The organism is Streptomyces sp. NPDC008313 (assembly GCF_042956125.1).
In the GTDB taxonomy this organism is placed as follows: Bacteria; Actinomycetota; Actinomycetes; order Streptomycetales; family Streptomycetaceae; genus Streptomyces.
This window is the reverse complement of record NZ_JBIBFR010000006.1, coordinates 318142-330094: the sequence shown is the minus strand read 5'-3', so window position 1 is coordinate 330094 and position 11953 is coordinate 318142. Positions and strand designations below refer to the sequence as shown.

Genomic DNA, 11953 nt, shown 5'->3' with positions numbered 1-11953 from the left:
GCGGGCATGACACACGAGCGGGCGGCCACCTCGATGCCGGCCGTCGACGATCTCGAACTGGACGAAGACACCCACGAAACCACCCGGGACGGAGATCCGATCGACCTGTCACCGACCGAGTTCCAGCTGCTGCGCTGCCTCATGCGGCACACTCGTCAGGTCCTGAGCAAGACACAACTTCTGGATCTTGTCTGGTCGTACGACTTCGGGGGCCACGCCCACGTCGTCGAACTGTACATCTCCTATCTCCACAAGAAGATCGACTCGGGGCGCGAACCCATGATCCATACGGTGCGGGGCGCCGGATACGTCCTGAAGCCGGTCCACCGGTGAGGTGGCCGCGGCCCCGCACGCTGCGCGCCCGGCTGACCGCAGGGCTGCTGGTGCTGCTCGCCGTCGGGTGCGCCGCTGTGGGCGGCGCGGCCGTCCTGGAGCTGGACGCCTTCCTCACCGACCGCCTCGACCAGCAGCTGTCCGACACCGGCAGCGCGTTCGCGGCAAGTCTGGAACACCCCGGCACGGACCACGACGGCCACGACGGGGACGAGCACGGTGACACCCGCCGCCAGGCCGCCGAAACGCCGGGTGTCCGGCTCGTCGACGGCGACGTGACCAACGCCGCCGTGGTCCGGCACGGTGAGGGCCCGGCCGACCTGGTCGCCGTCGGGCTCGGTGGCGGATCCCGGTCCCTCGCGGCCGTCCCCTCCGACGGGCAAGGGCACAGCGTCGACCTGCCCGGCCTCGGCGACTACCGGGTGATGGCCTGGCGGGGGCGGGACAACGACACCCTGATCACCGGCCTTCCGCTGGAACCGGTCGAGGCCGCGGTGGACCGGCTCGAACTCGTCGCGGGCAGCGTCTTCGGCCTGGCGCTGACCGGTGCCGGTGTCGCGGGTGCGCTGTGGGTGCGCTGGTCACTGCGGCCACTGAGCCGCGTCGCCGGCATCGCGACCCGGGTCAGCGAACTGCCCCTTGCCAGTGGTGACGTGGCACTGCCCGCCCCTGCCCCCGGCAGCAGGCCGCGCAGTGCGGAGGTCGACCAGGTCACCCACGCGTTCAACGGGATGCTGGACCACGTGGAGAACGCCCTGACCCAGCGGCAGCGCAGCGAGGAACGCCTGCGCGAGTTCTCCGCCGACGCGAGCCACGAGCTCCGCACTCCTGTGGCGTCGGTGCGCGGCCACGCGGAACTGGCCCCGCTGCACCCCGGCCCCGTGCCGCCCGAGGTGACCCGTGCCCTGGAGCGGATCGCCGCGGAGTCCGGACGGATGAGCACCATGGTCGACGACCTGCTCCTGCTCGCACGCCTGGACGCGGGCCGCCCCCTGGAGCGCACGCCCGTCGACCTGACGCGGCTCGTGCTGGACGCCATCACCGACGCGCGCGCCGCCGGCCCGGGCCACCGCTGGTACCTGCACCTTCCGCAGGAGCCGGTCATCGTGCCCGGTGACCGCCACCGCCTGCAGCAGCTCCTCGCCAACCTCACCGCCAACGCCCGGCTGCACACTCCTCCCGGAACCACGGTGACCGTAGGCGTCACGCTGGGCGACGACGGCACGGCCCATCTGACCGTCACCGACGACGGGCCGGGCATCCCGGCCGCGCTGCGCGACCATCTCTTCGAACGGTTCGTCCACGGCGACGGCCCTCGCGGCGCCGACGGTGGCGGTACGGGTCTCGGCCTCTCCATCGTCGCGGCGGTCGCCGCCGCGCACGGAGGCACGGCGACCGTGACGAGCGAACCGGGCACGACCACGTTCACCGTGCGCCTGCCGTACGACGGACCCGTCCAGGAGCCCGTGCTCGGCACGCCGGCTCCACGATGACGAAAGCACGCCCCTGTTCGACCTGCGCCTTCCCGCGGACGCGGGGCCGGCACACGCCCGTCCGCGCGGGTCAGCTCTCCGGGAACTCCAGCGTGCGGGTCTCTCCCGGAGCGATGGTGACGGCCCGGTCCGGGAGCACCACGCGGACCGGTGACTCCGCCGAGGCGGGTATGCCGATCTCCAGCCGGCCGGGCAGGCGCCGTACGGCGATGCCGCAGTGGCCCCGGTAGCGCAGCGAGAATCCGTATGCGGAGAGCGCCGGAAGGGGCACCGGGTCCAGCCACAGGGCGTCCTCGCGTGTCTCGAGCCCCGTCAGGCCGCGCTGGACCAGGTCGAGGGTTCCGGCCATGGCGCCGAGGTGGATTCCTTCGCCGGTCGTGCCGCCCTGGATGTCGGCCACGTCGGCTTCCAGGGCCTCCTGGATGTGGAGCCACGCCCCGGCCCGTCTGGCCTTGGCGAGGACCAGGCCGTGAACGAGTCCGCTGAGGGTGGAGCCGTGGCTGGTGCGCTGAAGGTAGTAGTCGACGGTCCTGCGCCAGACCTCGTCGTCCAGGTCGTGGCCCAGACGCCGGAACAGGCCCCGCAACTCGACGGGTGAGAAGAGGTAGCCGAGCATCAGGACGTCGGCCTGCTTGGACGCCTTGTAGCGGTTGACCGTATCGCCCTCCGCCTCCAGGATCCGGTCGAGGCGCCGGATGCTGTCATAGCGCGCCAGGTAGGCGTCCCAGTCCAGCTCGGCGAGGTCGTCGTAGCCCTCGAACTGGCTGATGACGCCCTGGTGGAACGGCACCGTCAGGCGTCGGGAGACCTCCTCCCACCTCTGGAGTTCGCCGCCGTCCAGCCGGATGCGGTCGAACAGTTCCTCCCGGCGCCGTACGGGAAGGCGCTTCAGGAGGTCCAGGGCACGGGCGAGGACCCAGGCGGCCATCACGTTGGTGTACGCGTTGTCGTCCAGCCCCGGCCGCCCGGCGCCCGGGTAGGAGTCGTGGTACTCGTCGGGGCCGACGACGCCCCGGAGGCGGTAGCGGCCGGTGGCGAGGTCGAGGACCGCGAGGCCGGCCCAGAAGCGGGCGATCTGCAGGAGCATCTCGGCGCCCCTGGTGTGCAGGAACTCGGTGTCACCGGTCGCTTCGCAGTACTGCCACACGTTGTAGGCGACGGCCGAGCCCACGTGGTGCTGGAGCCGGGAGTGGTCCGGCAGCCAGCGCCCCGAGTGAGGGTTGAGATGCCACTCCTGGGTTTCCTCCCGTCCGTCGCTTCCGCTCTGCCACGGGTACATCGCCCCGGTCCGGCCGATCGCGGCGGCAGCACGGCAGGCCCGTGGGAGGCGCCGGTACCGGTAGTTCAGCAACGCCCGTGAGACCTCCGGGAGGTGCAGGTTGAGATAGGGCAGGACGAACAGTTCGTCCCAGAAGACATGTCCCCGGTACGCCTCGCCGTGCAGTCCTCGGGCCGGGACGCCCACGTCCAGGTCCGCGGTGTGCGGTGACAGTGTCTGCAGGACGTGGAAGAGGTGGAGGCGCAGCACGCGGCCGGGCCGGCCGGGGACCTGGAGGTCGGCGCTCCGCCACAGCCGCCCCCATGCCGCGACGTGGGAGTCCAGCAGTGCCGGGAAGTCCCCCGCCGTGGACACCCGGTCGAGGGCCGCCTCGAGCGGATCGCTGATCGCACGGTCGCGTGACGTGTGCAGCGCCACGGTCTTCTCGACCGTGACGGGCCGGCCGGGCGCGATCGGCACCACCAGGCGGTGGGCGGCGCGGCGGCGGCCGGGACGAAGGTCCGACGAGGCGGGTGACCGGCCGACGACGTCGGTCCGGGCGGCCATGGCGACGCCGATGTCCGCAGTGCGGGTCCGACAGCTCAGCCAGACCGTTCCCGGCTCCTGCGCGCCCGTCCTCACCCGGGTGACATGGCGGCCGTCGAGGGCGCGGTAGCGGTGCACGTTGCCGTTGATCACCTCCCCGTCGAGGCCGGACTCGATCTCGACCTCGCCCGACCAGTCCTCGGCCGTGAACACGGTCCGCAGCACGGCCAGGTGAGGGTCCTCCATGTGCACCAGCCGGACCTGCTCCACACGCAGCCCGCGCGCCTCGTCGTCCCGGAACCGGAACGTGCGCGTCAGCGTGGCCCTCCGTAGATCCAGGACGTGCCGGTGGCCGGTCGTCCGCCGTGTGTCGGGCGAGAACCACGGGCCCGTCGCTCCGCCGGAGGAGCGGAGACGGAAGCGCAGCGGCAACCAGTTCGGGAGGTTCACCAAATCCTCGTTGGACACCCGGCGTCCGGCCACGGTCGACCACAGGCGGTCGTACACCCCGGCCACGTAGGTGGCCGGGTAGTGCGTCAGGCCCGCTCGGCACTCGGGCATCGCCCCGCGGGTGGCGAAGTAGCCGTTGCCGAGTGTGCACAGCGCTTCACGCAGTCTCTCGGCGGCGGGATCGTATCCCTCCCACTCCCAGGTCCACTCCTGCATCCGACGGCCTCGCCCTCTCCCCCTCACCCGTGCGCAGGGGGGTTCAGCTTCGCTGCGGGACAACGGCCACCGGGCACCCGGAGTGACGCGGCAGGGCCCGCGGGAGCGCCATCGTCCCCACCGCCCTCCTGCCCGAGGCTCGCGAGACCTCCTGTGAATACCGTCGCACCGCGCGGAGACGGTCGCTACACGGGGACCGCCTCCGCCGGTCGCGACACGGGCACCGGCTCACAGGAACGGGCGCGGGCCTCCTGGCGCCGTGGCGGCCGCGGTCCGCCTGCCGCACTCCGGCGTGGGTGCGTTCCTCAGCCGTGCCGGGACACAGGCACGGTGATCACCGGGCACTCCGCACGGTGCAGAAGGCCGTGCACCACGGACCCCAGTCTCATCCCGGCGTATCCCCCGCGTCCGTGCCTGCCGACCACGACGACCTGAGCGCCGACCGAGGCGAGGGCCAGTTCCTCGACCGGGTGGCCGCGCAGAACCTCGTGGGTGATCTCCACATCGGGGTATTTCTCAGCCCACCCCGCCGCGGTCTCGTGGAGGATCCGGCGCCGTTCCCCGAGCCCGGCCTCTTCGTCGCCGAGGGACACGACAGGCCGCGGCCACACCCACAGGGCGCGCACGACAGCGCCGCGCAACGCCGCCTCCTCCACCGCGAATCCCACGGCCGCCCTGGAGGAGTCGCTGCCGTCGACACCCACGACGAGATGGGGCTGCCGCTCCTCCGCGCGCTCCGGCACCCTGACGACGACGACCGGGCAGTCCGCGTGCGCACTGACCGGAGCGGCCACCGAACTCGCGCTGAGGAACTCCTCCGGTCGGCTGAGCCGACGGGAACCGACGACGACCATCCGGGCCCGCTCCGCCTCCCGGCAGAGGACCGCCGGTGGCGCGCCGTCGAGCAGCTCCGTCGTCAGCGCCACGTCCACCTGCGGAGATACTTCCGCGAGCAGCGTCCGCACCGTGGCGGCGGCGGCGTCGAGCGCGCCCTCCCCCTGGGCGCGGAGCATCGTACGACGCCAGGACGCGTCGACGTGCTGCCCGCCGGGTACGGGCGGCACCGCCGTCACCAGCCGGAGGGACAACCGCCTGCGCACCGCCTCCTCGACCGCCCAGGCGAGCACGGGCACGCACTGCTCTTGCGGGTCGATCCCGACGATCAGCTCGTTGCGCACAGTGGTGTTCTTCATCGCTCCTCCTGCCGCCCATGCCGTGCGGGGAACCACCGCGACGAGCGGATCCCGCACGCGTCGGCCCCCGGCACAGACCGGGGCACGCCGTTCACGCTGCCATGGCGGCCGCACGACGACCAGGGCCGGGGAGCCCGTGCCCAGGGGGCCCAAAGTCCCGCTCACAGCGTGTCTCCGTTCCATTCTTTCCTCGAACGGGCTCGTCCGCCGCCTCGCACGGCGGGCGGACGGCAGAGCACCGGCGGAGTCGAGGCCGAACGTCGCGTGGGCAGGGCCGGTCGGTCCTGTGGGCGGGGACGTCCGGTACCTCCCGTACCACCGCGCGGTGCCAGACCCTGGAATCGCAGCAGACCGAACCGTTCTGAGGAGCACGTGATGAAGGCAGCAGTCGTCCGGTCGTTCGGCGAGCCGCTGGTGATCGAGGAGCGTCCGGACCCGCAGCCCGGCCCCGGCCAGGTCCGCATCCGGCTGGAGGCGTCCGGGCTGTGCCACACCGACATCCACGCCGCGCACGGCGACTGGCCGGTCAAGCCCAGCCCGCCGTTCGTCCCGGGTCACGAGGGCGTCGGCATCATCGAGGCTCTCGGCGACGGGGTGACCCGCCTCTCCGTCGGACAGCGGGTTGCCGTCCCCTGGCTCGGGTGGGCCTGCGGGCGGTGCGAGCACTGCCTTTCCGGCTGGGAGACGCTGTGCGAGCAGCAGCAGAACACCGGCTACAGCGTGGACGGTGGCTACGCCGAGAAGATGCTCGCGCCTGCCGACTTCGCCGCCCCGGTTCCCGACGGCATCGACCCGCGTGACGCGGCCCCGCTGACCTGTGCCGGCGTCACCACGTACAAGGCGCTGAAGGTCGCGGGGGTGCGGCCGACCCAGCTGGTGGCGATCTCCGGGGTCGGTGGCCTCGGTCACCTGGCCGTGCAGTACGCGAAGATCGCCGGGGCCACCGTCGTCGCGATCGACGTCACCGACGACAAACTGGAACTCGCCCGTGAACTCGGCGCCGACATCCTCGTCGACGCCCGCAAGGAAGATCCGGCCGAGGTGCTCAAGCGGCACGGCGGTGCGCACGTGGCGATCGCCCTGGCCGTCAACGAGCAGGCGTTCGCCTCCGTCTACCGAGGACTGCGACGCGGCGGCAAGCTGGTCATGGTCGCTCTGCCCGCAGGCGGCACCATCCAGGTACCGATCTTTGACACCGTCCTCAACGGAACGTCCGTCATCGGCTCCATCGTCGGCACCCGCCAGGACCTGGACGAGGTCTTCCAGCTGCACGCCGCCGGACGTACCAAGGTCATCTACGAGACCCGGCGGCTGGAGACGGTCAACGAGTCCATCACCGATGTACTGGACGGGCGGATCACGGCACGCATCGTCTTCGAGATGTGAGCCACCGCGATCCGAGGCCTTCCAGGCCATGGCAGAGGGCCCCGCGCGAGCGCCGTCGGCGCCCCTGCGGCGTCCTCACCCGCACGGACGCACCAACGGCGACCACACCGGAGGAACCCGGCGTCGCCGGGCACAGCGGCTTGGGCGATCGGAGGAGCATGCACGGCAGTCCGTATGTGGTCAGTGACGTCATGACGCACACAGTCGTGGCCGTGGGGCGCGACGCCTCGTTCAAGGACGTCGTCGAGCTCATGCAGCAGTGGAAGGTCAGCGCCCTGCCCGTACTGGCGGGCGAGAACCGCGTGGTCGGCGTCGTGTCCGAGGCCGATCTGCTGCTCAAGGAGGAGTTCCGCGACCGCGACCCCGATCGCCTCACGCAGTGGCGTCGGCTGCCCGACCTGGCGAAGGCGGGTGCCCTGACCGCAGGCGAGCTGATGAGCGCGCCGCCCGTCACGGTCCATGCCGGCGCCACTCTCGCCGAGGCGGCCCGCATCATGGCCCAGCGGCAGGTCAAACGGCTGCCCGTCGTCGACGCGCATGGCGTACTGGAAGGTGTGGTGAGCCGCGCCGACCTGCTCAAGGTCTTCCTGCGGCCCGATGAGGAGATCGCCGAGGAGGTACGCCGGGAGGTCGTCGCCCGCCTGCTTCCCGTGCCGCCCGGATCGATCGAGGTGACTGTCTCTGACGGCGTGGTCAGACTGACCGGCCAGGTCCGGGACACCTCCGTGATACCCGTCGCCGCACGTCTCGTACGTGCGGTGGAAGGCGTCGTGGACGTCGCGTTCGACCTACCACCGAGGTGTCATGTCGCCCTCGGGGACAGGCACTGACGGAGCCGACGGAGCGCAGGACCCGCAGGCCGGTCCCCCGGCGCTCGCCGGTCTCCCTCTCCGCGGCAGCCGTACGCGACGGCACGAAGCCGTCGGCTGCTCCAGGGAATCGGCCGACAGCACCCCGCCGAGTGGGGCCGATGCGACCCGCGGCTGCCGGTGCCGGCAGCCGCGGGCTCCCTGGGCCCCGGCCCTCAGCTGCGCGGCGCGCCGCGGATCTGTTCCGCGACCTCCGTCGCCCAGGACTTCACCGCCGCGAAGTCACGGAAGTCACCGCCCTTGCCGCTTCTCAGGATCATCCGGGCCATCCGCCCCTTGGCACCGTCGCTGAGACAGCCTCCGAAGGTGACGTGATCGTTCACGTCCAAGGTCGCCATCGCCCTCTTGACACCGGGTACGGGCGGGATGTCCCGTTCGGAGGCCGTCGCGTCGAGCGGGCCGCTGCTGAAGAACCACACCGGCCGCCCGATCAGTGCCGCGCGGTGCCTCCGTACGAAGCGCCGGGCGTCCCTGTGCCAGCGCCCCGCGTACAGCGCGCCACCGACCAGCACGGCGTCGTAGGGGTCCAGGTCCGTGACGGACCTGGCGGCCAGCGCCTCGGCCGTCAGCCCCTCCGTTCGCAGGACGCCGGCCACTTCCTCGGCGATCCGCTCCGTCGACCCGTTGGTCGTCCCGTAGGCGACCAGCACCTTCTTGCCCATGATGGTCCGCCTCCTTTCACAGTCGGCGCAGCCAGTCGTCCGCGACGCCCCGCGGCACCCGTACGTCGGGCTGGATCCGGGAGTCGTCCAGGCGGTGGGTGAGCCTGTCCACGACGTCCACGACACCGTCGATCTTCCGGGTCATGGACACGGCCGCCTCGGCCTCACTCCTACGTTCCATCTGCCCCTGCAGTGTGACAACGCCTTCGGTCACCATGGTGTCGATGACGCTGGGCACCAGCCACAGGCCGCGCTCCAGCACCTCACGCCGCACCTCGTCGAGGATTTCGGCGTCCGTGCGCAGGAAGACCCGCAGCAGGTCGTGGCGCGTGACGATGCCGACCAGACGGTCCTCCTCGTCGAGCACCGGCAGGCGCCGCAGGCGGTGCGCGACCATGGTGCGGGCCGCCTCCACGGCGGTCTCCTCGGCGTGCACGGTGACCGGCGGTCCGGTCATCAGCCCGCCGGCCGTGCGGGCCCTGGCCTTGGCCGCCTGGCGGCGGGCGCGGGGCCTCAGCACCGCGAGCCGGAGCCTCGGGGCGGATTCGTACGGCAGCGGTGTGCCGGCCTGGTGCACCATCAGGTCGCTCTCGGAGACGACCCCGATGACGTGATCGTCGTCGTCGACGACGGGCATTCCGCTGATGCGGTGACCGGAGAGCAGCCGGGCGACTTCCTTGAACGGAGTGCCGTACTCGGCCCGGACGACCTCGGTCGTCATGACGGAGCCGACCTTCGTGTACCTCATGTCCGTTCCTCCTCAGCGCAGTCGGCGCAGATAGGGATCCTCGGTCCGGCGCGGCAGCAGGCGTACCCGCGCGTCGAGGACGGTGGCCCCGCCGGGTGTGGCGAGGACCGGGTTGAAGTCGGCCTCGGCGAGCTGCGGCAGGTCCGTGGCCATGCGGGACAGCCGGTGGAGTACCTGTTCCAGCCCTTCCAGGTCGACAGGGCCACCGCCCAGTGCGCCGAAGAGCAGCGGTGCGCAGCGCGGGGCGGTGATCAGGTCGTGGGCGTCGTGGTCGGTGAGCGGGGCGAGCCGGGCCGTGTGGTCGGCGAGCACCTCGGTGGCCGTACCGCCCAGCCCGAACACGACGAGGGGTCCGAAGACTCCGTCCTGGACGACGCCCGCGAAGAGTTCGGTGCCGCGCTGTGCGAGCGGCTGGACGACGACCCCGGTCATGAGCCCGGCGAAGCGTTCCCGCAGGTCCTGGAAGGCCGTGCGTACCTGGGTCTCGTCCCGCAGGTCGAGGTGGACGGCGTGCTGGAGGCTCTTGTGCATCACTCCGGGCCAGTGGGCCTTGATGACCACCCGTCCGTCGGCACCACGCAGTTGCTCCGCGGCGCGCACGGTCTGCTCCTCCGTCTCGGCCCAGGCCCAGGGCTGTTGGGGGATGCCGTAGCAGGCCAGCAGGTCGGCGCAGTCGCGCGGGTCGAGCCAGCCTCCCTCCGGGTGAGCGGCGAGGAAGTCCTCGGCCAGCTCGTGGGCCCGGCCCGGGTCGACGCCGTCCGGTCCCGGCACGGTGCCGGCGGGCCGGGCGAGCCAGGCCGTCCGACGGGCGGCGTGGGCCAACGCCCGTGCCGCCGCCAGAGGTTCGGCATACGAGGGGATCGTCTCGCCGTCGGTCACGGGCAGGAGGGTGACCGGTACGTCCTGTTCCAGGCGTACGACGGCGACCGGCTTGGCCCGCCGCCCGGGCCCCCGGGTGACGGCCCGGACCAGATCGTCGCCGGTCTCGGTGGCGACGGCGGTGGGGACGAGGGCCACCAGGACGGCGTCGACACCCGGATGGGTGACAAGTCGCTCCAGACACGCGCGCAACTCGTCCTCGGTCACGGCGGCGGTCACGTCCACAGGGTTGGCGACAGCGGCACCGGCGGGCAGTACGGCGAGCAGGTCGTCGACCAGCTCCGGGCCGGGAGCGGGCAGGGTGAGGCCGGACTCGGCGCAGGCGTCGGCGGCCAGGACGCCCGCCCCGCCCGCGTTGGTGACCACGACGACGCGGGTGCCTGTCGCAAGCGGCTGGGAGTGGAACAGTGCGGCGGTCTCCAGCAGTTCGCCGATGGACCGCGTCGCGGTGATGCCCGCCTGCTCGAACAGGGCCTGCCGCGTCATCGTGCCGGTCGCCGCGGCGGCGGTGTGCGAGGCGGCGGCGCGGCGTCCGGCGTCGGTGCGGCCGGCGTCGACCGTGAGGACGGGCAGCCGGCGGGTGACGCGCCGGGCGGTACGGGAGAAGGCCCGCGGGTTGCCGAAGGACTCCAGGTGCAGCAGCGCGAGGTCGGTGCGTCCGTCGGCCTCCCACCACTGGAGCAGGTCGTTGCCGCTGACGTCGTACTTGTCGCCGAGCGAGGTGAACGTCGACACGCCGATGCCCAGCCGGGACAGACCGTCGAGCAGGGCGATGCCCACGCCGCCCGACTGCACGGCGACGCCCGCCGTCCCCGCGCGCGGATGTGTGGCGGCGAAGGTCGCGTCGACCCGGCAGGCCGGGTCGGTGTTGGCGACGCCGAGGCAGTTGGGGCCGAGCATGCGGATTCCGTACGTGCGGCAGGTCGCGAGCAGCGCCTGGGCCTGCGTGGCGTCGAGGCCCGCGGAGATCACGACCAGGGCCCGTACGCCCGCCTTGCCGCACTCCTCGGCGACGGCCGGCAGGGACGCGGCGGGGGTGGCGACCACCACGAGGTCGGGTGTGACGGGCAGTGCGCCCACGGACGGATAGGACGGAACGCCCAGGATCGCCTCGGCGTCCGGGTTGACCGCGAACAGGCGGCCGGTGAAGCCGTCCTCGTGGAGATGGCGCAGCAGGGCACGCCCCACCGAACCGGGGCGGCGGCCGGCGCCGACGACGGCGATGACCCGTGGCCTGAGCAGGGGCCGCAGGCTGGCGATGTCGGCGGTACGGCCCCGGGCCTCCGTCGCGGCGAGGTAGGTGTCGTCCTGGTCCAGGGCGATGGCGAGGCGGACCTCGGGCCCCTCGAAGCTCCGGGTGACGCGAAGGCCGAGGTCGGCGAAGAGCCGCAGGACCTCTTGGTTCTCACTGAGCGCGTCGGCCGTGAAGGTGGTGATACCGTCGGCGCGGGCCGACGAGACCAGGTGTTCGACGAGCAGGGTGCCCACGCCTTGGTGGTGCAGGCCCTCGGCGACGGCGAGGGCGAGTTCGGCGCAGTCCTGTGCGTCGTCACCGGCGTGGTACTCGGCGAGACCGATGACCTGTCCCGCCCGCTCGGCCAGCAGGGCCCTGTGCCCGCGCCGGGCCGGCGTGCACACCGTGTCGGCGGCCAGGCAGGCCGAACGGGGGCTGACGGAGAAGAACCGCCTGCGCAGGTTCTCCGGAGACATCTCCTGATAGAGCCCTTCCAGCTGGTCGTGGTCCCCGGGGGCCACGCCGCGGATGCGGACCGTGGTGCCGTCCGCGAGCAGCGCGTGAACCGGGGAGCGGTGCGACATGTCGTCCTTCATCACGGTTCTCCTCCGAGCCGTTCGGTCCGTTCCCGTATCTCGAGCATCCACCCCGGTGGCGGCGGCACCCAGGGGCTGACCGGGGGCGGC

Annotated in this window: 9 protein-coding genes; 4 read left to right on the top strand and 5 right to left on the bottom strand. The window is 72.3% G+C overall.

From position 1 onward, the window contains the following. Together ACFY93_RS11255 and ACFY93_RS11250 are read left to right on the top strand one after the other, a co-directional pair. Window positions 1-333: winged helix-turn-helix domain-containing protein (locus ACFY93_RS11255; RefSeq protein ID WP_391356209.1), on the top strand; the 333-nt coding region annotated here is incomplete at its 5' end. Further along, window positions 330-1826, top strand: coding sequence for an ATP-binding protein (locus tag ACFY93_RS11250; RefSeq protein WP_391356206.1), 1497 nt, complete (start codon window positions 330-332; stop codon window positions 1824-1826). The genes ACFY93_RS11255 and ACFY93_RS11250, both read left to right, overlap by 4 nt. A gap of 70 nt (window positions 1827-1896) precedes the next feature. Here ACFY93_RS11250 and ACFY93_RS11245 read toward each other — a convergent pair whose 3' ends face one another. Next, complete coding sequence (locus ACFY93_RS11245; RefSeq protein WP_391356203.1) at window positions 1897-4296, bottom strand: glycosyl hydrolase family 65 protein; 2400 nt, start codon at window positions 4294-4296, stop codon at window positions 1897-1899. 305 nt (window positions 4297-4601) lie between these two features. Beyond that, window positions 4602-5489: a universal stress protein gene (locus ACFY93_RS11240; RefSeq protein WP_391356200.1), complete on the bottom strand. Its 888-nt coding sequence runs from the start codon at window positions 5487-5489 to the stop codon at window positions 4602-4604. A gap of 375 nt (window positions 5490-5864) precedes the next feature. Here ACFY93_RS11240 and adhP point away from each other — a divergent pair, with 375 nt between their 5' ends. Beyond that, on the top strand, window positions 5865-6875 hold the full coding sequence (gene adhP / locus ACFY93_RS11235; protein ID WP_391356197.1) for an alcohol dehydrogenase AdhP: 1011 nt from the start codon (window positions 5865-5867) through the stop codon (window positions 6873-6875). Between the two features lie 158 nt (window positions 6876-7033). Further along, window positions 7034-7705, top strand: a complete 672-nt coding sequence (locus ACFY93_RS11230) for a CBS domain-containing protein (protein WP_391356194.1) — start codon at window positions 7034-7036, stop codon at window positions 7703-7705. A 194-nt stretch (window positions 7706-7899) separates the two neighbouring features. Here ACFY93_RS11230 and ACFY93_RS11225 read toward each other — a convergent pair whose 3' ends face one another. From ACFY93_RS11225 to ACFY93_RS11215, 3 genes are read right to left on the bottom strand one after another with little or no spacing between them, the layout of a single operon-like run. After that, the gene (locus tag ACFY93_RS11225; RefSeq protein ID WP_391356191.1) at window positions 7900-8406 is read right to left on the bottom strand and encodes a flavodoxin domain-containing protein; all 507 of its coding nucleotides are present in this window, start codon (window positions 8404-8406) and stop codon (window positions 7900-7902) included. 16 nt (window positions 8407-8422) lie between these two features. Continuing rightward, on the bottom strand, window positions 8423-9154 hold the full coding sequence (locus ACFY93_RS11220) for a CBS domain-containing protein (RefSeq protein WP_391356188.1): 732 nt from the start codon (window positions 9152-9154) through the stop codon (window positions 8423-8425). A gap of 12 nt (window positions 9155-9166) precedes the next feature. Continuing rightward, window positions 9167-11863: a GNAT family N-acetyltransferase gene (locus tag ACFY93_RS11215; RefSeq protein WP_391356184.1), complete on the bottom strand. Its 2697-nt coding sequence runs from the start codon at window positions 11861-11863 to the stop codon at window positions 9167-9169. Window positions 11864-11953: the final 90 nt, after the last annotated feature.

Excerpts from the sequence above, each read along its gene's own strand:
- ACFY93_RS11215 (WP_391356184.1), bottom strand. The coding sequence starts at position 11,863 with ATGAAGGACGACATGTCGCACCGCTCCCCGGTTCACGCGCTGCTCGCG.
- ACFY93_RS11245 (WP_391356203.1), bottom strand. The coding sequence starts at position 4,296 with ATGCAGGAGTGGACCTGGGAGTGGGAGGGATACGATCCCGCCGCCGAG.
- adhP (WP_391356197.1), top strand. The coding sequence starts at position 5,865 with ATGAAGGCAGCAGTCGTCCGGTCGTTCGGCGAGCCGCTGGTGATCGAG.
- ACFY93_RS11225 (WP_391356191.1), bottom strand. The coding sequence starts at position 8,406 with ATGGGCAAGAAGGTGCTGGTCGCCTACGGGACGACCAACGGGTCGACG.
- ACFY93_RS11240 (WP_391356200.1), bottom strand. The coding sequence starts at position 5,489 with ATGAAGAACACCACTGTGCGCAACGAGCTGATCGTCGGGATCGACCCG.
- ACFY93_RS11230 (WP_391356194.1), top strand. The coding sequence starts at position 7,034 with ATGCACGGCAGTCCGTATGTGGTCAGTGACGTCATGACGCACACAGTC.
- ACFY93_RS11220 (WP_391356188.1), bottom strand. The coding sequence starts at position 9,154 with ATGAGGTACACGAAGGTCGGCTCCGTCATGACGACCGAGGTCGTCCGG.